The following is a 20,252-nucleotide window of genomic DNA, read 5'->3' as shown; positions in this document are numbered from 1 at the left end:
TCGAAATCCGGCCCGGCGTCTCTAAGATGCGTCCTGCCGTTACGCGATTCGCGGCGTTCGCAGGCGACACGAACGGCAGACTCATCGATGGAGATACAGATGAAAAAGATCCTGGCCATGCTGCTCGTGTGCGGTACGTGCGTATTCGGTTCGATGGCAGCGCAAGCGCAGACCACGAGCGGAGCTCCCGCCCAGTCGGCCCGCATGGAACACATGCTTGAACAACTGCAAAGCCGGTTTGCGGCGGCTAACACCACGCACGACGGCAAGCTCACGCAAGCGCAAGCCGCAGCCGGTATGCCCATGGTCGCTCAGCACTTCGATCAAATCGACGTGAACAAGGCCGGCTATGTCACACTCGCGCAAATCGAGGACTATATGCAGCAGCATGCGGCAGGCCGGTGAGGGTCGACACCGACGGCTGAACCGCGAGGAGCCTTCTCATGGAACGCACTGCCCGGATCGTAGTCCTCGATGACGAAGCTGAGCTGCGCAACATGCTGCAGCGCTTTTTGAGCTCGAACGGCTTCGAGGTGCGCGTCGCACCCGACAGCCGCCGGCTCGACCGGTTTCTCGAGCGCGAACCGTTCGACCTGCTGATTCTCGATCTCATGATGGAGCCCGAAGACGGGCTCTCGGTCTGCCGGCGCCTGCGCGCGCAGGGCCAGACCTTGCCGATCCTGATGCTGACCGCCAAAGGCGATCCGCTCGACAAGGTGATCGGCCTTGAAATGGGCGCCGACGACTATCTCGCCAAGCCTTTCCTGCCGCGCGAACTCGTCGCGCGCGTCAACGCATTGCTGCGCCGCCAGAAGATCGCCTCGGGCGATCCGTCGCTGGTGACGCAATCGATCCGCTTCGGGCCGTTCACGATGAACCTCGCCAAGCAGGAACTGTTTCGGGACGGCACCCTCGTCGAGATCCATTCCGCCCAGATGCTGCTGCTTCACGCGCTGGGTTCGTCGCCGAACCGGCCCGTGAGCCGCGACAACCTGCTGGCGCGCGCCCGAGGCCGCGATCACGACGCGCTCGACCGGAGCATCGACGTGCAGGTGCTGCGCCTGCGCCAGATCGTCGAAGACGACCCGTCCAAGCCGCGCTTCATCAAGACGGTCTGGGGGGTTGGCTATATGCTGCTCGCGGATGTCGTCGCATGACCCCGCACCTGGGTCTGCCGCGTTCGCTGTTTGCACGCAATGTCGTGCTGCTGGTCGTGCTTATGGCGCTGAGCCAGGTGTTTGCGCTCGGCGCGCTGCTGCACTTTGTCCAGCGCCCGCGCATCGAGCGCGCGGCCGGCACCTTCGCGAGTTATGTGCTGACGCTGGATCGCCTGATGAACGCCGAATCGCCCGACGCACGCGCACGCTATGCCGAGGTGCTGCACGGCAGAACGGACGCGCCCGCGGCAGAGGATCCTCTGGTGGTCACCGGACCGCTCGGCTACTACGCGCAATATCAGCGGCAGGTGTTCTTCGGCTGGCTGCGCGAGCACTTGCCCGACGATATGCCGGTGCGCCGCGAAGGCAACGACACGCGCCTCTGGATCCGCATGCACCTGGCCGGCCAGCCGTATTGGGTCTCCCTGCCGATGCCTGAGCACGAAAACGCCGACGGCCTCTTGACGGGGCTGTCGTTGTCGCTTGCACTCGCCGCGTTTGCGACCGTGACGGCATACCTCATCTCACGACGCATCAATCGGCCTTTGCAAGACCTGGCGAGCGCAGCGCGCCATGTCAGCGCCGGCGCCCTTCCCGAGCCGCTGCCGACGCAGGGTCCGACCGAAATCGCCGAGGTCAGCGTGGCCTTCAATAGGATGACCCGGGCGCTGAAAGAGGCCGAAGACAATCGTGCGTTGATGCTCGCGAGCATCTCGCACGACATGCGCACACCGCTGACGAAGCTCAGACTTGCGATGGCCATGTCCCTGCCGCAAGGCACCCAGGACGATTTCGTGGAGTCGGCCGAGGGCTACCTCGATCAATTCGAAAGCATCCTTCAGCAGTTTATGGACTATGCGGGCAGCGGCGAGAAGGAGACGCCCGAGATGCGGGATCTCAATGCGCTCGTCTCGGGCCTGGCCGGGGATTTCGTCGGGCTGGGCCACGAGTTCGACCTGTCGCTCGCCCCTCTTCCGCCCGTTGCGCTGCGCCCGGTCAGTGCGATGCGCATGGTGATGAACCTTATGCAGAACGCCGTGCTGTACGGCCGGACCGGATTGTCCGCGCGCACCTGGGTCGAATCGCACGAGGTGTGTCTTGCAGTCGGCGATCGGGGCAAGGGATTGTCAGCCGACGAACTCGAGCGCCTCAAGGAACCCTTTAAACGCGGGTCGAACGCACGCGAAAACCCGGGAGGGACCGGATTGGGTCTGGCAATTGTCGACCGCATCGCGCGGCTGCACGGTGGCACATTCGAACTGAGGCCGCGCGAAGGCGGCGGCCTCGAAGCCATCGTCCGACTGCCGATGGCTTAAGCTGCCTTCATTGTCGGCAGTTAGCCTGTCGATGGCGGATGCCCGCTACCGCATGCCTTAATGCAGCACCACCCGTGCATCGTCGGGCGCCGGCTTGATCGTCTGCGGATTGCCGATCTGCTTGATCACGAGCGCGATGGCGGCGACGACGCCCGCGATGGCGATGATCGAAAAAATACCCGTGAACGACACATGGCGAGCCGTCAGGGCACCGACGAGCGCCGAGCCGCCGATCCCGCCAAAACGGCCGAAGCCGAGCATCCAGGCGACGCCAGTGCCACGGCCGTGCGTCGGATAGAACTCCGCCGCGAGTGCCGGCATCGACGATTGCGCCGTGTTCATCAGCACACCCGCAGCGAAAACGACGAGCACAAGCATGCCGACATTGCCCGCTGCCTGCCCGATCAGATAGACGCTGATCGCGGTCAGCAAGTAGCACACGGCAATGACCTTGTTACCGTTGAACCGGTCCATCAGCACGCCGGACAACACGGCCCCGACGCCACCCAGCGGGAACAGCGCCGAAATGAGCGTCGCGTGCGAAGGCTGCAGGCCCGCATCCTTGAGCAGGATTGGCATCCAGTTGATCGACGCATAAAAGATCACGAGGCCCATGAAATACGTGATCCACAGCATCAATGAACCCAACACAAATTGGCGCGACAGCACGAGGCCGATGCCGCCCGACTCCTGGGCTGCCTGCGCCGCCGACGCACCCGGCTCCGTGATATAGAACGCGCTCGCGTCGAGCGCGCGCGGCGTGACGCGGGCCAGCGCGTCGCGAATGCGTTCGGCCGGATAGGCCTTGGCCACCAGATAGCGGATCGACTCGGGCAACTGCGCGAACAGCACGATCGACAGCAGCAACGGCACGGTGCCGCCCAGAATCAGCACGCTGCGCCAGCCGAACGCGGGAATCATCCACGCGGCGAGAAAGCCGCCGAACGCCGCGCCAAGCGGAAATCCGCAGAACATCAGATTGATCAGCGTCGCACGCCGGCGGTCGGGGCAGTATTCGCCCATCAGCGTGACCGCGTTCGGCATGGCCGCGCCGAGACCAAGCCCGGTGATAAAGCGCATGACAGTCAGCTGGCCGAGATCGCCCGCAAACGCGGAGCCCAGTGCCGCGATGCCGAAGATCAGCACTGCGGTCATCAGGATCACGCGCCGGCCGAGCCGGTCCGACAACGGGCCCGACACGAGCGCCCCGCACGCAAGACCATAGAGCGCAGCCGTCAGCACCGGCACGAGTTGCGGCCGGGCGATACCCCACTGCGCGACGAGCGACGGCGCGATAAAGCCGATGGCCGCCGTATCGAAGCCGTCGAGTATCACGATCAGGAAGCACATCGAGAAAATCAGCCACTGAAACGGGCCGAACGGGCTGTCGTTGATCAGGGCCTGGACGTTGACCGGCGAGCCGGGTCCGGACGCCGACGTGCGAGGGGTATTCATGTGTGTCTCCTGGATTTCGTTTTATCGATGACAACGCCAACATGCCGGCACCCGCACCGCTCACCGCGTCCCGATCGTCGACCGGATCACGGTGAGCAGCGAGGAATGCCGGCTCAACCTGGCAGCGGGTGTTGTCTGTCCCGCTGCGTTTCTTGCTCATCCGCGGACTTCAGCGTCTCCTCGCTGAAACCCTTGCTGCTTCATCTCTCCGACAGCGCATCAAACATCGAAAAACACAGTCTCGTCCGGACCTTGCATATGAATGTCGAACCGATACAGATGCTCCGACGTTCCCTCCACCCGTTTCGCCACCAGCGTTGTGCGTCGCGCCTCGGGCACCTGGGCCAGCACCGGGTCCTTCGCATTGGCCGCGGCTTCGTCGTCGAAGTACAGGCGCGTGAATGCATGGACGAGCATGCCGCGCATCAGGACGATCACGTCGATATACGGCGCGGAGTCCGCGTCGACGCGACCCGGTTTGATGGTCTCAATGACAAAGCGCGATTGGGCGTCTGTCCCTGTGCCGCAACGCGCAAAACCTCGAAAGCCCGATTCACGGATCTCGGCCGGCGACTGGACATAACGCCCCGATGCGTCGGCCTGGACCATTTCGATCATGGCGTCGTTGACCGCCGCGCCCTCGCCGTCGAACACATTGCCGATGATCGTGATATGCGTGCCCGGCACTTCGGGCTCGGCCACGACCGGCGTGAACAGGCTCTTGAGGTCGTAGTTGTACTGTTGCGGGCAGAGTCCGTAGGCGAAATACGGGCCGACGGTCTGTGACGGGGTTTGCTTCAACGGGGTCTGTTTCAACGTAGTCATGCTCAGTTCTCCGTCGGCGTCTGGCCGGGGCCGCGCAGCACGATATCGAAAATGTAACCAAGGGCGTAACCCTCTTCCGTCACATCCATCGAGAAGCTCGAGATCATGCGATCGCGAGCGTGCTCGGGCGTGCCCTGGAAAATCGGATCGTAGGCCAGCAACGGGTCACCGGGGAAATACATCTGCGTGACCAGACGCGAACCGAAGTGATCGCCGAACAGCGAGAAGTGAATATGGTTCGGGCGCCATGCGTTCGGGTGATTGCCCCAGGGGTAGGCACCCGGTTTGATCGTCAGAAAGCGATAGCGGCCTTCGTTGTCGGTCAGGCAGCGGCCGGCACCGAGGAAGTTCGGATCGAGCGGCGCATCGTGCTGATCGGTCTTGTGCACGTAGCGGCCCGCAGCATTCGCCTGCCAGACTTCCACGAGCGTGTTGCGCACCGGACGGCCGCCCTCATCGAGCACACGGCCCGTCACGATGATCCGCTCGCCGAGCGGATCGCCGTTCTTGACAGCGTTACGCGTGAGATCGTTGTCGAGCTTGCCGAGGTCTTCCGCGCCGTAGACCGGCACACGGCGGTTGCGCAGGTTTTCCTTGAGCGGAATCAGCGGTCGCGTGGGTCCGCGCAGCACCGACGAGCGGTAACCGGGATAAACGTAAGCGGGATGGGAAGCCCAGTCGCGGGGCGTGAGGATCGCCGATTCTTCAGCGATCGGCGTGGAGGTTTCAGCAGTCATTCGATGTCTCCGACGTCTGTCCATTGTGCGTCGTGGCGCTGGTGACCGATGCCGGGTGCGCGAGCACCGCGCGGCGGGTCCGTGCACTGACGGTATGAAGGCACTTTATCGGATAGGCAAAGTTATGGAAAATGACATTTCATGCCTTCAGGTATAACCAACCGTTATGGAAAACACCTCCGCGAATAATCGGGTCAAGTTCCGGCACCTGCAGTGTTTCCTCGCTGTGTTCCAGCTTGGCAGCGTCCAGCGGGCGGCCGTGAGCCTGTCGATCACGCAGCCGGCCGTCTCCAAGACGATTGCCGAACTCGAGTCGATCCTCGGGATCGCGCTGTTCGAGCGCGGGCGGCGCGGGGCTGTGCCCACGCGCGAGGGGCGGCTGTTTGCGCCTCATGCGAACGAGTCGGTCGCGGCGCTTCGCGAAGGCGTCGACAAGCTCGTCAGGCATGGTGCGAATTTTCCGGCAACCGTCGCCATCGGGGTTTTGCCTACGGTGGCGGGCCCGCTTCTGCCAGCGGCGGTCGCCGCGTTTCGGGCCGCCTGGCCGGCAGTGTCTGTGCAGGTGTGGACCGATTCGAATACGCGGCTTCTCGAACGCCTGCGGTCGGCGGAAATCGAGCTGGTGGTCGGGCGCCTGTCCGATCCCGAAGGCATGGCAGGCATGAGTTTCGAGCACCTTTACCGCGAGCCGCTGATCGTGGCCGTGCGCGCCGGACACGAGCTGGCCTCCGAGACGTCGATCACCGGGCCGATGCTCGCGCGTTTTCCGGTCGTCGTGCCGCCGCTTGGTACCTTGATTCGCCAGTCCGCCGAAAGCGTATTGACCGCGTTTGGCGCGAACGCGCTGAGTTCGCTCGTCGAGACGCTATCGGTGTCGCTCGGGCGCGCCCTCGCCCTCCATAACGACGCGGTCTGGTTCGTGCCATCGGGCGCGGTCGAGCACGATATCGAGCTGGGGCTGCTTGCACGCCTGCCGATGCCGTTTGCCGGCACGGATGAGCCGATCGGGTTGATACGGCGCAATGATCACGGGCCGTCGCCAACGGCGGAAAGCCTCATGGATGCGATCAGGGATGCCGCCCGCGGGCGGGCGACGGTGCGATAAAACGGAAGACCGGCGTGGCGTGACAAAGATGCAGACGCGGGAGCAGACGTGAACCGAACGGGGATGCAACGCGAAACGCGCTGAACATCGAAGCGATATCGCCCTTACCGGCCTTACCGCCCTTACCGCGCGAGCCGCGCGATCATGTCCTGCCAGCCTGGCTCGACGTCGAGGCCAAAGTGCTCGTGTAAAGCGGCAGCGAGCCCATCCGCGTGAAGACTCTGCGTCTCCTGCGAGCCGTCGCGCCTACGCACGGTGAGCCGCCCGTCGAGCAGCGAGTAACGTGCCTCGCGCGTCACGCAAGCCGCCATCAGGTGCTGCTTGAACGGCGATTCCGGGTGTGTCGACGTAAACCAGTTGAGCGGCACCAGGTCGACGTCTATCACGGCACGGCGCGAAGCCTCATACAGCGACTTCCACACGTCGCCCATCAGAATCTGCGGTGTGAAGCCGTCGTCGGTCGATACCACCCGAAACGTCTCGAGAAACGTCGCTTGCGGCTCGGCATCGTCCAGCGCCAGGGGCACGACGGGACATGCACCTCCGAATCCGACGTCTACAAGCCAGCGACGTTCGTCGCAACGCACACGCAGCGCCATATGGGTGCGCGGTCGTAACGGATCGTTCGGCCCGCGGCCCCAGAGCACGCGCGCGGCAAGTCGTTCGACCTCGAAACCCAACGCCTCGAGCACCTGCGCAAACAAACCGTTGTGCTCAAAGCAATACCCACCGCGATGCCGCTCGACGAGTTTGTTCTCGATGGCCTCGATGCTGATATCGATGCCGCGATCCAGCAGCACGTCGATGTTTTCAAACGGGATCGCGGCCAGGTGGTGTTCGACCAGCGCGGCCAGGGTCTCGTGTTCGAGAGACAGCGGGCCCGCGTATTGAATCCGCGATAAATACCGGTCGAGTGAGATCACGTTTGTTGGGCGCGTATCAGTTTGGCGATGTCCGAAAGCCGGTAAGGTTTGTTGATGAACGCAAACTCGTCGAGCATGCCGTGGCGGTCTTCGAGCACGCGCAACGCATAACCCGACGCTAGGATGGGTTTGATATGCGGCCAGCGCGTGCGCACGATACGCGCAAGCTGGATGCCATTCATGCCCTCGGGCATGACGACGTCGGTAAACAGGATATCGATATCCGACTTCATTTCAAGCAAGCGCAGCGCATCGGTCGCACTCGCTGCCGTCACGACTTCGTATCCGATGCTCTGAAACAGCGCTGACGCCGCATCCATCAAGTCTGGCTCGTCTTCGACGATCAGGACAGTTTCGGTCCGCAGCGGCGTGTCGGCACGCGTATCGCTGTTGCCATCCCTCGCCTCGGTCGCCGGCAGGTAAAGACATACCGTCGTGCCCGCGCCCGATTCACTCTGAAGGACAATTTCGCCACCGGACTGCGTGATGAAGCCGTACACCTGGCTCAAACCAAGGCCCGTGCCCTTGCCCACTTCCTTCGTCGTGAAGAATGGCTCGAGCGCGCGCGCCATGACATCGGGCGTCATGCCTGTGCCGTTGTCGGTCACACTCACGCGAATATATTCACCTTCTTTCAACGCGCCGATCTGGTTCGACTCGAGATCCGAATCGTCGACCGCGATCGTGATCGCGCCGCCGCTGGGCAGCGCATCGCGTGCATTGACCACGAGATTGAGCAGCGCGGCTTCGAAACGCGCGGCGTCGATCGCTACAGTCCGCGTCGACAGCACGGGCCGGATATCCATCGTGATCGAGGCGCTGCCAGCCCGCCGCAGCACGGATTCGAACCCGCCGATCAGCGAGCCCACCGGGTAATGCGAAATCTTGAGCGGTTGCTGGCGGGCAAACGACAGCAGTTGCTGCGTGAGCGTTGCGCCGCGCTCAATGGCACGCTGCATCCCTTCGATCAGCCGCTGGTCCGCATGCGCGTGCAAGCGTGACGACAGCACGTCGAGACTGCTCGACATGACTGCGAGCAGGTTATTGAAGTCGTGCGCGACGCCGCCGGTGAGCTGGCCGAGCGCCTCCATCTTCTGCGACTGAAAGAGCGCGGCATTGGCGGCTTCGAGTGCTTCCGCGGCCTTTTTGCGCTCCGTGATATCGCGCGTGACTTTCGCAAATCCGATGAGCTTGCCGGCGTCGTCGCGAATCGCGTCGACGACCACATGCGCCCAGAAACGGGTGCCGTCCTGGCGCACGCGCCACCCTTCCTGTTCCGAGCGCCCCTGTTCGCGCGCCGTCGAGAGCGTGTGTGCAGGGATGCCATTCGCAATGTCGTCGAGCGTGTAAAAGCGGGAAAAATGCTGCCCGACGATCTCGTCTTCGCGATACCCCTTGATACGTTGCGCACCGGAATTCCAGTTCGTCACGACGCCTTCGGGCGACAGCATGAAGATCGCATAGTCCGTCACACCCTGGACCAGCAGGCGAAACCGCTCCTCGCTCTCGCGCAGCGCGCGCTGTGCTTCGTGCCGCTCCGTAATGTCGCGCGTGATCTTGGCAAATCCGACCAGGCGTCCGAGCGGATCGCGAATCGGATCGACAACGACGCTCGCCCAGAAACGCGTGCCGTCCTTGCGCACGCGCCAGCCCTCGCCTTCGAATTTGCCTTCGTCGATCGCCGTGCGTAACGTGCGCGCGGGCATGCCTGCTGCACGATCCTCGTCGGTATAGAACGTGGAAAAGTGCTGGCCGATGATCTCCGACGCGGTGTAGCCCTTGAAGCGCTGTGCGCCCGTGTTCCAGCTGCTCACGTACCCGTCCGCGGACAGCATGTAGATCGCATAGTCGCTGACGCCCGCGATCAGCATCTGGAGCCGCTGCTCTTCGGTCAGGTCTGCGAGGCGGGGATTGTCTTGCATGGCGTTTTGGAAATAGCGATCACCGCATCATATACCGGGTGGACAGCCGCTCGACAGCGTGAAAACGCGCACAGACGGGCCAGTCCTCGTTGAGACGAATCAGCATCAAATTGCTTCGATCGGTCATATACCCCGCGTTCTGCCTCGCCTAAGGTTTCGGTCAGCGTCATTGACGCCCCACGTCGCGCTGCAACGGTCACCGCTTTTGCCGTGCTCGGCGCGACATGGCGGGCCGCCCGGGCGACCCCGAATAGTCACTCCAACACAACTCGTGCCCGACGACACCCGTGAGCCGCTGCGACATCTGTCGACGGCGTCTGATGTGTCTGACCGCGCTTTAGGACGCTTCAAGACTTCAATATGGATTTACGCAAGCTTCTCGTACGCTGCGCCGGCGGCGCAGTCATCGCCCTGGCGGGCATCGGCATCGTCGAACACAGCATGGCGCGCAGCAGTGCCACCGAAACGGTACGCCTGAACGACATCTCGCTGCAGAGCGTGTCTGGCGCCACGGAAACGCTCGGGCGGTATGCGGGCAAGGTCGTGATCGTCAATTTCTGGGCACCCTGGTGCGCACCGTGCCGTCGTGAAGTCCCGGATTTTGTGGCGCTTCAGCAGAAATACGGGGATAAGGTGCAGTTCGTTGGCGTGGCGCTCGATGATCCCGAACCCGTCGCATCGTTCTCGAAGCAATACGGTATGAACTATCCGCTCTATCTCGCCGGTAACGCGGGCGTCGCGTTGATGCTGCGTGAAGGCGATACGCGCGGGGTGGTGCCCTACACACTCGTGATCGATGGCCAGGGAACAAAAATCGCATCGACCGCGGGCCAGGTCGACAAGGATCGACTCGATGCGCTGCTTGCGCAGCTCACGTCGCAAGGGCATTAAACCGGCTAAGACCGCCAAGTCCGCTAAGGCAAATATGTCCGCTCAAGCTTACATGCGGTGGAATTTGCGTGCGCGCCTGAACAGCGACGTGCCAATCAGCATCATGTGATAGTAAAAGCGGCGGCTCAGGCCATAGTGATAGGCATGCAGATGCCGCATTGCGAGCCGGAACCCGGAGACCGGATCGTCGTTGCGCGACAGCGTGGACACAGCGACCGGCACCATGCGTTTGTAAGCCACGCGTCGTGCCGGTTCGAGGTGCTGACTCAGGTCAAGGCTGCTCACAAGACGTAGCGCTTCGAGCGCCGAAGACCTCAGCGAAGTCCGGTTGACGACCGAGCTCGCATTCGGCGTGCGTCGATACGACGACACATAGCGCTTGATGTAGTAAATCTTCTTAGCCTTCAGGCAGAGCTCGACGCCGAAAACGAAATCGCACCCCGCACCATATTGCGGCCGATATCCGACCGCCTTGACGAGATCCGTATTGGCGAGCCAGCCGTTGTTCGGAAACATCGAAACGAGGCCGGTGCGCCCCGGTACGGATTGCAGGCCCTGCGCGTCGTGCGTGCGAAGGAAGTCGATATTGCATTGAGCACTTTGGCTCTGGTCGGTACGACCGTGGATGTCGATCACGTACTGGTCGCCGAATGCCACTTCGAGATCGGGCACCGTGTCCCAAAGCTTGAGCAAGGTCTCCACACCATCGGGCTCGAGCAGATCGTCGTCGTGCAGCAGCAGTATCTTGTCGCCGGCGGCGCGATCGAACAGAAAAGAGACATTGGCGCCTTGCCCAAGCGGCGTTGCGTTTCGCATATAGTGAATGCGACGCTCTTGTGCATAGCACACGCGCATGAGCTCCTGGGTCCGGTCATCCGTCGAGTCGTCGCCGATCAGGATATGGATGTTCGGATAGGATTGGGCAAGGCACGAACGAATGGCGAGTTCGAGCAGTTCGGGTCGATTGCATGTTGGAATGCAAATCGACACTTCGCACGCGTTGTACATGTCCTTCTTCCCCGCTTTTTCGCTATTGAAATCATGGTCGAACAGGAGCGACGGAAGCCATCGCGTCATCGACCGGATGAGTCTCGCAGCGGGTTTAAACGCATGTCGGTGATCGAACGAACAGTTCGCGAGGACTATTGTGCAAGCCGTTAGCCACGCGAAAGCTCGCTTTTCAATCGAAAGCTTATTGTTGGCTTATTGATCGGGTCTTGTTAGAAATACCGAATTCGCGCACAAAATCCGCGCGTGTCTGGAATATTTACTTGCTCGCGGTTTAAGCCCTGTTCCGCGCGCGACGCAGTCGCCACGCCAGCTCGTGCATCACACAACGTTAATGCGAGCGTGGTAAGTCAAAGGGCTGAACGTCAGATGCATCACCGCACACGATGAAGCTGTCCTTGAGACTGTCTTTCGTACAACGCCTCTATGCCGTGCTGGCGGTCTTGCTGCTCGCGGGCACGGGTGTGTCGGTCTGCCTGCTCGTCTGGGTTCACGATGCGTCGCGCATTCGCGTGACGCCGACAGTCGGTGACGATGCACTCGACATTGCGATCTGGACACTCGCCTGCGTCGCCAGCGTGAGCCTGGTCGTCGCGCTCGTGGCCATCGAGTGGATCACGCGGCCGCTCGAGCGCCTCTACTCAGCCATGCGAAACGGCGTGACGTTCGACAACGAAGGCGAGCGGGAGCGCCTCACCTCCAACACCGTGGCGCGCGCGACGCGCCCAGCGTTCGGGCGCGCACGCACGCGCGAAGCTCGCCTCGCGGCAGTCCGCGAGAACGAGTCAGCTTTCGATGCGATGGGCGTGCGCATGAGCAATCGATGGCGCGGCTTCTCGCGCAACACGCGTGACAGACACGTGTTCGCGGCCCGGCTTGCGCGCGATCTGCACACCCCGCTTGCCTCGCTCAACGTTTATCTCGACACCATCACGAGCAAGCGCGAAACGCTCGGCGACAACGAACGCCGGCGCTATCTCGGAGTTGCGCTCGATCAGAGCCGTCGAGTCGGCGCCCTCGCCCATGCGTTGTTCGAACTCGAACGACTCGAGCACGGACTGATGCTGCCCGATTCACGAACGCTCGATCTCGGGGTGCTGGTTCGCGAAGTACTTCAGACGTTCGAACTGGCTGCGGAAGTCCGCAATATCACGCTGTGCGCCGTCATCGCGCCGGGTGTGCGTCCTGTTCGAGCCGATATCGCCATGGTCGAACGCATCCTCGTTCATCTCGTCGATAACGCGATTCGACATACGCCGTTCGATGGCGTGATCGAGATCGCACTCGATGCCGCCGGTGACAATGTTGCCGTGACGATCAGCGACACCGGCCCCGGCATTTCGCAGGACCGGATCGACGCCCTGTGCCGAACATCCAGTCAGGACAGCATCATCGATCACGAGCCGTCCGGGGTGGGTTTGCTCGTTGTCCATCGGATGCTTGCGCTTCATCACAGCCGGATGCGATTGATCGAGCGACCCGGTAAAGGCGCGGTGCTACGTTTCGAACTGGCCTGCGCACCGGAAGACGCGCAAAAAAAGACGGCCATCTGAACTGAACGTCTCCCCTATGGCTGGACGTGGGTCCAACCCTTGGGGTGCCGTTCAGTATCGATGGCCGTTGAAAAACCGGCACCTACGGAGAATGCCGGCGGGGAACTTCGTTCAGGACTCGCGTCAGACTGCCGCGTCTTCCTTCGATGCTGCACGCGCTGCCTGCTCAAGCGCTTCGATCGCCTTCGCCACACCCGCACCGTAAGCCGGATCGGCCTTCGTGCAATGTTCGATATGCAACTGTTGAACCGGCTTCGAGACGCCGTTCAATGCACGCGCCGTGTTGTCGAACAACGTTTGCTGCTGCGCAGGCGTCATCAAACGGAACAGGTCGCCGGGTTGCGAGAAGTAATCGTCGTCGACACGATGATTCCAGTGATCGGCGGCACCTTCGATCGACAGCGGCGGTTCGCTGAAATCTGGCTGATCGACCCACGCGCCGCGCGTGTTCGGGTTGTACGGGGTCGTTCCGCCCTGGTTGCCGTCGACACGCATCACGCCATCGCGGTGATAGCTATTGACGAACTTCGCGCCGCGCGGCGAATTCACCGGAATCTGGTGGTAGTTGACGCTCAGGCGGTAGCGCTGCGCATCGCCGTACGAGAACAAGCGGCCTTGAAGCATCTTGTCGGGTGAGAAGCTGATGCCCGGCACGACATTCGACGGTGCGAACGCCGACTGCTCGACATCCGCAAAATGATTCTCGGCATTGCGATTGAGCTCGACGACACCGACTTCGATCAACGGGTAGTCCTTCTTCGACCAGACCTTGGTCAGATCGAACGGATTGACGTGATACGAGCCCGCTTCCTTTTCCGGCATCACCTGGACTGACAGCGTCCAGCGCGGGAATTCCTTGCGTTCGATGGCTTCGTACAGATCACGGTGATGCGATTCGCGATCACGGCCGACGAGATCCTGCGCTTGCGCGTCGGAGAGGTTGTCGATGCCCTGCTGCGATTTGAAGTGAAACTTGACCCAGTACCGTTCGTTGGCCGCGTTGATAAAGCTGAACGTATGGCTGCCGAAGCCGTGCATATGGCGGAACGTGCGCGGGATACCGCGTTCGCTCATCACAATCGTGATCTGGTGCAACGCTTCCGGCAGTTGTGTCCAGAAGTCCCAGTTGCTTTCTGCGCTGCGCAGGCCCGTGCGCGGATCGCGCTTGATCGCGTGATTCAGGTCAGGAAACTTGAGCGGGTCGCGCAGGAAGAAGACCGGCGTGTTGTTGCCGACGAGGTCCCAGTTGCCTTCTTCCGTGTAGAACTTCAGTGCGAAGCCGCGGATATCGCGTTCTGCATCGGCCGCGCCACGTTCGCCAGCCACCGTCGAGAATCGCGCGAACATTTCCGTTTTCTTGCCGACTTCAGAGAAGATCTTGGCACGCGTGTACTTCGTGATGTCGTGGGTGACAGTGAACGTGCCGAATGCACCGGAGCCCTTTGCATGCATGCGGCGTTCGGGAATCACTTCACGGTCAAAGTGCGCAAGCTTTTCGAGGAACCAGACATCCTGAAGAAGGACCGGACCGCGCGGGCCCGCCGTCTGAACATTCTGATTATCGACAACAGGAGCGCCAAACGCCGTGGTGAGCTTTGCCATGTGTGTGCCTTTATCGTGATCGTGTCGGGGAGGTTCATGAGCGCCGAACGCGTCGTTCGTCATGAAGTGCGTTCACGATATCAGCGATAAAGCGGCCGCGTGTTTGAGGTTTTTAACCGGAGCGATAGGGGTCTTCTAAGATGCAAGTCCGGTTTGAACGCGCGACCGTTTTCCTACACCAACCCGGGTATCGAACTGTTCGAGAATAGCTAACAGATCGATAGCTTTTTGCATATCGACGGCGTTGCGGCTTCTTCGTCGTCGAGGGTTCCGGTCGCATCGACCGTTGAATCGTCAGACTTATTCCCTGCGCGATCGGGTTGACTCGATTGTTATCTTTTGTCGATAATATTTCAGATTTATCAACATTTAGTAACAGTCATGACCGTACCTCAACGCGACCATCGAGCGACCGCGCTCCGCCTAGTCAAGGAGCGCTCGATCGCGCGTGCACGCGACTTCAAGGCTGCGGGCGTTCCGCTCACGTACCTGAAGCGCATGACGGACGCAGGCGAACTGACACGCTTGGGTCGCGGCCTGTATCAGGATCCAACGCGTGTGGGTCAGCATGTCGCTCACAGTTTTGCAGAGGCTGCCCGTCGTGCTCCGAATGGTGTCGTTGCTCTGGTGAGCGCGCTGCGATACCACGGGCTGACAACACAGCTACCGCACGCCGTGTGGATGATCATTCCGTATAAATCACGCACACCCAAAGCCGATAGGCTTCGTCTCGAAATCGTTCGCGCAACCGGAGAAGTCCTGACGACCGGCGTGGAAACGATCCAGATAGAAGGCGTCGACGTACGTATTTACGGGGTCGCCAAAACTGTCGCGGACTGCTTCAAGCATCGACGCCAAGTCGGCGAAGACGTGGCGATCGAGGCGCTGAGGGATGCCCTTCGTCAAAACAGGACCACGGTGACCGAGCTGATGAAATATGCCGCCATCAATCGTGTGACGGAGCGAATACGACCTTTTATCCAAGCCATGCAATGACGTTTCGGAGCATCAAAAACACGGCAGCCTCTGTTCGGGCACGGCTCCTCGAACATGCGAAGCAAAACGATGACGACTACCAACGGATACTGACCCGCTACGCGATTGAGCGCCTGCTTTTCCGTCTCAGCAAAACCGAATCGGCGGATCGATATGTGCTCAAGGGAGCGATGTTGTTCCTGACCTGGACTCAGAATGCGTTCCGGCCGACCAACGATCTCGATCTTCTGGGGCACGACAGTCCTGAGCCCGTTGAGATCGCTTTACTCTTCACTCGCATATGTCAGGTTGAAGCATTTGACGACGGCATCACCTTTGATGTTTCAAGTCTTAAGGTCACACCGGTCCGCGAAGCCAACAAGTACCAAGGCGTGCAAGTCACGGTAAAGGCGATCCTCGCAGATGCACGCATTCATGTTCAGGTTGACATCGGCTTTGGCGACCACGTGCATCCGCTCCCTGCTCGCCGCTATTTTCCCAGCCTGCTCGCCGACATGCCTTCGGCCATCGTCCTGATGTACCCGCCCGAGACGGTCGTTGCAGAGAAGTTCGAAGCAATGATCCGTTTCGGAGAACACAACGGACGAGTCAAGGATTTTCACGACATCTGGGTCATTGCCCGCACATTTCCGTTCGAACTTGGTACGTTGCTTCAGGCGGTACGCGGAACTCTGACGCGTCGAGAAACAGCAATGCCACAGGAAATGCCTGTTGGCTTAAATCACGCATTCGCCGCCATAGTGGAACAGCGCGGACTTTGGAGCGGATTTCTGCGCCGCAGCCCGCCGACGATGCTGCCACCGCCCTTTTCGGAACTGCTGGCGGACTTACGCCGTTTTCTTGGACCTGTCATCGCCAAACTTCAACAAGCAGACCCAGAGCAGCGCCGATGGGATCCGAATCGCCAAGCCTGGATATGACGCGATCGAGAGTCCGCTTGCCTTGTGATGCGCAGACTGCCAAATCGGTAAGCGAACTGCGCCCCGCCTCTTGCAATATTTGCGTGACTGAATGTCAGTGCAACCGTATCGCGCCGCACACGCAGATCGTCAAACTCATTCAACGCTAATTCTGCGTGCTCACAATGGCCTCATCAAACAACAAGTGAACACGACAGATCATGAAATTCCTGAGAACCGCGTGCCTCGCCCTCGCCGCCACTCCGCTTGCCATCGCGCTGGGCGGCTGCGCAGTCATTCCCCCGAGCGGTCCGTCCGTTGTCGCGCTGCCGCCGAACGGTAAGCCGATGAACGTGTTTCAGCAGGAAGACTACGAATGTCGCAATTACGCATTTCAAAGCGGTAGTCCTGCACCGACCCACGACAAGGTGCCTGCCGGTGTCAGCAGCGGTGCAATTGGAACGGTGGGCGGAGCCGCAGCGGGCGCGCTGCTCGGCGCCGCTGCGGGCAATGCGGGTGTCGGTGCAGCGATTGGCGCGGGTGCGGGGCTACTGCTTGGTAGCGCTGTCGGTGCCGACGGCGCCGACGGCGCCCAGGCGACGTCGCAGAGTCTGCAGGAGCAATACAACGCGGCTTACTCGCAATGCATGGCGTCAAAGGGCAACACGATTTCACAACCGACGGTCTATACGACGACGCCAATCTATACCGCACCGCCCGTCGTCTACGCACCTCCACCGGTCATTTATGGTCGGCCTGGATACTGGGCTTACTGAGGTGTCGAGCGAGACTGAAGTCACGACTGACCAACCGGATTATGGCAACGAGCTTGAGGCTTTGGCCATGCCGACAGCGCGACATCAGCCAAGCGCTTCAATGTTGACTCGCATGCCCCGTCACAGGCTTGAGCCGACATGCCTTGAACAACGGCCGCATAAAAGCGCGCGAGCGCTTCCGTGTCGGTGTCAGTGGCGAGCTCACCCTCGGCGACGGCACGGTCGAAGCGTGCCTTGAGAATATTTCTCCCAAGCTCTCGCCGCGCGGCGAGCGCCTGGGCGACGGGTTTGCTCTTTTCTGCGTGTTGAAGAACGGCAGTCGAAACCGCGCAACCGCGCGGCCTTCCCGGGTCGGTAAAGCGCGCTGCCGCGTCGTGAAGATAGAAAGCTATCGCATCGTAGGCCGGCATGTTCCCTTGTAGCGCTTCGAGACACTTCTTGTTCTCACGTTCGCTTATCAGGTCGAGCGCCTGCCGATAAAGGTCTTCCTTCGAGCCGAACGTTGCGTAGAGCGAAGGCGGCGGGATTCCCATAGCCTGGGTCAAATCGGCTATCGAAGTCCCCTCGTATCCACGCTCCCAGAACAGTCGTGCGGCGACATCAAGTCCCACGTCGCGGTCCAGCAACCGGGGTCTGCCGCGTTTTCGAGCGGGTTCGTTCATTTTATATCGAGCACTATAAAAATTATTGACACGGGCCTTTGCTCCATTATTATAGCGATCACTATCAAAATTCATCGAAAGGAGCGATCATGTCTGGACGTCTTTCAAGCAAGACGGCTCTCGTAACGGGTAGCTCGCGCGGTATCGGCCGTGCTGTAGCACTGGCGTTTGCCAGACAAGGCGCTGCACTCATTGGCGTGCATTACGGAAACGACGCGGACGCTGCTCAAGCCACTATCCGCGATGTCGAAGCCCTCGGATCGAAAGCGGTCGCCATCAAGGCGGATTTGAGTCGCGGGAAGGAAGCGACGGACAGTATCTGGGCCCAGTTCAAGGCGGCCGCGATTGCCGTTACAGGTGACCCTCGGCTGGACATTCTCGTCAACAATGCTGGCGTGGCACCGGCGGTTCCGCTGAGTCAGACCAGCGAGTCCGTATTCGACGAGGTGCTGACGATCAACTTGAAAGCACCGTTCTTCTTGATTCAGGCTGTCGGCGATCACATCCGGGACGGTGGACGAATCATCAATGTTTCGACGGGTTTTACGCGTGTCGCCGCTCCCACGCATCCTGCTTATGCCGCATCGAAGGGTGCCCTTGAAACCCTCACGCTGGCGCTTGCCCCGGAGTTCGGTCCTCGCGGCATCACGGTCAACACGGTCATGCCAGGCGTAACGGAAACCGACATGAATGCGGCATGGATAGCCATACCGGAGGCCCGCGCTGGCGCCGAGGCCATGTCGGTATTTTCGCGAGTCGGTCAACCTGCCGATGTGGCGGACGTCATCACGTTCCTCGCCTCGAATGACGCACGCTGGACGACAGGACAGGTGATCGATGCCACGGGCGGCGCTCGCCTATAGCCGCTATTTCAATCCGGCGCGGTTCGCAACTTCTGCCGCCGCGCAGCGTGCTTCGTCGACTACCGGCTCAGACCAGCCTGAGCGCGCTGCAGCCACTCACCGTTATGTTCGCGAACGTGGCGTGGCCAGTGCCTGGCGTCGTGCACGATCTCGGTGTAAAGCTCGCGCGCTCGTTTGTGGTCAGCTTCATCGGGCTGCGCCATCAGCCAATCACCGAACAGGCAACGCGGCGCGGCGTCGTTTGCGCTCACGAGTGCAATTTCAAAAGCGTCGCGCGTACCCGGAGCGTGGGTCGCAGCAAGGGCTCGTGCATACAGCAAGGCAGGTTCGGGTTGCCGACGAGTGAGCGGGTCGGCTTCGAACAACTTTTCCAGCGCGTCCCTCGCGGCAGAAGCGTTGCCATTCGCAAACTGAGCGCGCGCCAGCCCCTGAAGCAAAGCCGGATCGGACGCGAACGGCCCGCTTGCCGCAGCTTGGTAGTGCTCCACCGCTTCGGCCGCATTCCCTGCGTCGAGCAGCGCCGCGGCCAACCGCATACGGTGCGCGACAGTTGGCGCACCATCGAAATTCATGCGTGCCTCACGCACTGCTCTGTTCGGATCGACGAACTGCGTGAGCGTCCTCGTTGCCGCCCGTGCCCCACGCGACTGTCGCAGCGAGGGTAAGTAGACAACAAAAAAGTAGACCACGCTGCCAAGCCCAGGGAAGAGAAACAGAATCAGCAGCCAGTACATATTCTGCTGATTGCGCATGGCATGAACCGCAAAGAACAACGCAATGATGACGTAAAGGCTGATTCCGAAGATACGCATTGACGAAAAGGTCGGTTGTGGGGCGCTGCCGCTGGTAGGTCACAGCAAAGCACCATTGTGACAGACGTACCTGGCGATGCCTGACCCCATCGCGATCGAAAGGGCGTGAGCGCGGTCCCGACAGTATGCGCCGCATCGCGGGTCCGACCTATCTGTCACTGTGCTCAGAGCACGGGTGCAGAAGCCGTCTGACGGGTCCTGCGAAGCAACGACGTGTCGTAGCCAAGTTCCGCAACGCGATGGATCAGTGAGTTGCCGAGTTCGATCGACGGAACCGGTTCGCGTGTGAGAATCCACAGATACTTTCCCGACGGTTCACCGACGATCGACCAATCGTAGTCATCCGATCGATCGAGAATCCAATAGTCGCCCAAGAAAAACGGTCCAAAGAACGAAACCTTGAGCTTGGCCGCTCGCGAACCCGACACGATCTTCGCGCGACCTTTGGCTACCCTCGATGACCCTTCGGGACCGTGCCGCCCTCGATTGACGACAGTCAACAGACCGTCCGACCTCAGTGCATAAAACGCCGTCACCCAATCGTCGCCCTCTTCGAACCGGTTTTCGTAACGAGCAAACTCATACCAGCGCCCCAGATAGCGCGCCACATCGATGGGTTTAGAGGGCTCTGGCACCGACCGATTGCCCACCCTTCTCTGTCCTTGGCACCAACAACGGGCAATCGCTGCAGCACCAATCAATGCGGCACCCGCGACAATCAACACCTTCCTGTCGTTTCTCATAGACGGT

General features: G+C 61.1%; 20 protein-coding genes. 10 read left to right on the top strand and 10 right to left on the bottom strand.

Annotation, left to right across the window (positions count from 1 at the left end; translation table 11 throughout):
* The first annotated feature begins 99 nt into the window (after positions 1-99).
* Genes ACMFWR_RS20265 through ACMFWR_RS20255 form a run of 3 tightly spaced genes read left to right on the top strand, consistent with a single transcriptional unit; the run spans position 100 to position 2,473 of the window.
* Positions 100-405 (top strand): EF-hand domain-containing protein, encoded by a 306-nt coding sequence (locus ACMFWR_RS20265; protein ID WP_413196484.1) that lies wholly within the window; start codon positions 100-102, stop codon positions 403-405.
* A 38-nt stretch (positions 406-443) separates the two neighbouring features.
* The gene (locus ACMFWR_RS20260) at positions 444-1,157 is read left to right on the top strand and encodes a response regulator (RefSeq protein WP_413196483.1); all 714 of its coding nucleotides are present in this window, start codon (positions 444-446) and stop codon (positions 1,155-1,157) included.
* On the top strand, positions 1,154-2,473 hold the full coding sequence (locus ACMFWR_RS20255) for an ATP-binding protein (RefSeq protein ID WP_413196482.1): 1,320 nt from the start codon (positions 1,154-1,156) through the stop codon (positions 2,471-2,473). Before ACMFWR_RS20260 ends, ACMFWR_RS20255 begins: the two co-directional genes overlap by 4 nt.
* 57 nt (positions 2,474-2,530) lie before the next feature.
* On the opposite strand, the gene ACMFWR_RS20250 is transcribed toward ACMFWR_RS20255, so the two are convergent.
* From ACMFWR_RS20250 to pcaH, 3 genes are all read right to left on the bottom strand, one after another.
* Positions 2,531-3,928, bottom strand: a complete 1,398-nt coding sequence (locus tag ACMFWR_RS20250) for an MFS transporter (protein WP_413196481.1) — start codon at positions 3,926-3,928, stop codon at positions 2,531-2,533.
* Positions 3,929-4,147: 219 nt separating this feature from the next.
* Entirely contained in the window at positions 4,148-4,753 is a 606-nt protein-coding gene (gene pcaG, locus ACMFWR_RS20245) for a protocatechuate 3,4-dioxygenase subunit alpha (RefSeq protein WP_413196480.1), read from the bottom strand.
* 2 nt (positions 4,754-4,755) lie between these two features.
* A complete protein-coding gene (pcaH, locus tag ACMFWR_RS20240; protein WP_413196479.1) occupies positions 4,756-5,490 on the bottom strand; it encodes a protocatechuate 3,4-dioxygenase subunit beta in 735 nt (244 codons plus the stop codon).
* Between the two features lie 166 nt (positions 5,491-5,656).
* Here pcaH and pcaQ point away from each other — a divergent pair, with 166 nt between their 5' ends.
* Entirely contained in the window at positions 5,657-6,595 is a 939-nt protein-coding gene (gene pcaQ / locus ACMFWR_RS20235) for a pca operon transcription factor PcaQ (RefSeq protein WP_413196478.1), read from the top strand.
* Positions 6,596-6,717: 122 nt separating this feature from the next.
* Here pcaQ and ACMFWR_RS20230 read toward each other — a convergent pair whose 3' ends face one another.
* On the bottom strand, positions 6,718-7,518 hold the full coding sequence (locus tag ACMFWR_RS20230) for an arylamine N-acetyltransferase family protein (RefSeq protein WP_413196477.1): 801 nt from the start codon (positions 7,516-7,518) through the stop codon (positions 6,718-6,720).
* Positions 7,515-9,440 carry a PAS domain S-box protein gene (locus ACMFWR_RS20225; RefSeq protein WP_413196476.1) on the bottom strand — a complete coding sequence of 642 codons (1,926 nt, stop codon included), beginning with the start codon at positions 9,438-9,440 and terminating at the stop codon, positions 7,515-7,517. Before ACMFWR_RS20225 ends, ACMFWR_RS20230 begins: the two co-directional genes overlap by 4 nt.
* A gap of 360 nt (positions 9,441-9,800) precedes the next feature.
* Here ACMFWR_RS20225 and ACMFWR_RS20220 point away from each other — a divergent pair, with 360 nt between their 5' ends.
* Entirely contained in the window at positions 9,801-10,331 is a 531-nt protein-coding gene (locus ACMFWR_RS20220) for a TlpA family protein disulfide reductase (RefSeq protein WP_413196475.1), read from the top strand.
* Positions 10,332-10,379: 48 nt separating this feature from the next.
* On the opposite strand, the gene ACMFWR_RS20215 is transcribed toward ACMFWR_RS20220, so the two are convergent.
* Positions 10,380-11,408 (bottom strand): glycosyltransferase family 2 protein, encoded by a 1,029-nt coding sequence (locus ACMFWR_RS20215; protein WP_413196474.1) that lies wholly within the window; start codon positions 11,406-11,408, stop codon positions 10,380-10,382.
* Between the two features lie 329 nt (positions 11,409-11,737).
* On the opposite strand from ACMFWR_RS20215, the gene ACMFWR_RS20210 reads away from it, so the two are divergent.
* On the top strand, positions 11,738-12,892 hold the full coding sequence (locus ACMFWR_RS20210; protein WP_413196473.1) for a sensor histidine kinase: 1,155 nt from the start codon (positions 11,738-11,740) through the stop codon (positions 12,890-12,892).
* Between the two features lie 123 nt (positions 12,893-13,015).
* Here the strand turns inward: ACMFWR_RS20210 and ACMFWR_RS20205 are convergent, their stop codons facing one another.
* Positions 13,016-14,494 carry a catalase gene (locus ACMFWR_RS20205; protein ID WP_413196472.1) on the bottom strand — a complete coding sequence of 493 codons (1,479 nt, stop codon included), beginning with the start codon at positions 14,492-14,494 and terminating at the stop codon, positions 13,016-13,018.
* 381 nt (positions 14,495-14,875) lie between these two features.
* Here ACMFWR_RS20205 and ACMFWR_RS20200 point away from each other — a divergent pair, with 381 nt between their 5' ends.
* The 3 genes from ACMFWR_RS20200 (at position 14,876) to ACMFWR_RS20190 (ending at position 17,165) form a co-directional block, all read left to right on the top strand.
* Positions 14,876-15,490 carry a type IV toxin-antitoxin system AbiEi family antitoxin domain-containing protein gene (locus tag ACMFWR_RS20200; RefSeq protein ID WP_413196471.1) on the top strand — a complete coding sequence of 205 codons (615 nt, stop codon included), beginning with the start codon at positions 14,876-14,878 and terminating at the stop codon, positions 15,488-15,490.
* Entirely contained in the window at positions 15,487-16,410 is a 924-nt protein-coding gene (locus tag ACMFWR_RS20195; RefSeq protein ID WP_413196470.1) for a nucleotidyl transferase AbiEii/AbiGii toxin family protein, read from the top strand. The genes ACMFWR_RS20200 and ACMFWR_RS20195 overlap by 4 nt, the downstream gene beginning before the upstream one ends.
* 200 nt (positions 16,411-16,610) lie before the next feature.
* Complete coding sequence (locus ACMFWR_RS20190; RefSeq protein WP_413196469.1) at positions 16,611-17,165, top strand: glycine zipper domain-containing protein; 555 nt, start codon at positions 16,611-16,613, stop codon at positions 17,163-17,165.
* 20 nt (positions 17,166-17,185) lie between these two features.
* Here ACMFWR_RS20190 and ACMFWR_RS20185 read toward each other — a convergent pair whose 3' ends face one another.
* The gene (locus ACMFWR_RS20185; protein ID WP_413196468.1) at positions 17,186-17,827 is read right to left on the bottom strand and encodes a TetR/AcrR family transcriptional regulator; all 642 of its coding nucleotides are present in this window, start codon (positions 17,825-17,827) and stop codon (positions 17,186-17,188) included.
* Positions 17,828-17,916: 89 nt separating this feature from the next.
* On the opposite strand from ACMFWR_RS20185, the gene ACMFWR_RS20180 reads away from it, so the two are divergent.
* Entirely contained in the window at positions 17,917-18,690 is a 774-nt protein-coding gene (locus tag ACMFWR_RS20180) for an SDR family oxidoreductase (RefSeq protein WP_413196467.1), read from the top strand.
* 59 nt (positions 18,691-18,749) lie between these two features.
* Here the strand turns inward: ACMFWR_RS20180 and ACMFWR_RS20175 are convergent, their stop codons facing one another.
* Both ACMFWR_RS20175 and ACMFWR_RS20170 read right to left on the bottom strand, forming a co-directional pair.
* Positions 18,750-19,502, bottom strand: a complete 753-nt coding sequence (locus ACMFWR_RS20175; RefSeq protein ID WP_413196466.1) for a tetratricopeptide repeat protein — start codon at positions 19,500-19,502, stop codon at positions 18,750-18,752.
* A 164-nt stretch (positions 19,503-19,666) separates the two neighbouring features.
* Entirely contained in the window at positions 19,667-20,245 is a 579-nt protein-coding gene (locus tag ACMFWR_RS20170; protein WP_413196465.1) for a lipocalin family protein, read from the bottom strand.
* Positions 20,246-20,252: the final 7 nt, after the last annotated feature.

The organism is Pararobbsia alpina, from assembly GCF_965118125.1.
Taxonomy (GTDB): Bacteria; Pseudomonadota; Gammaproteobacteria; order Burkholderiales; family Burkholderiaceae; genus Pararobbsia; species Pararobbsia alpina_A.
Note: the sequence above shows the minus strand (reverse complement) of the source record. Positions and strands in the feature narration are given on the sequence as shown.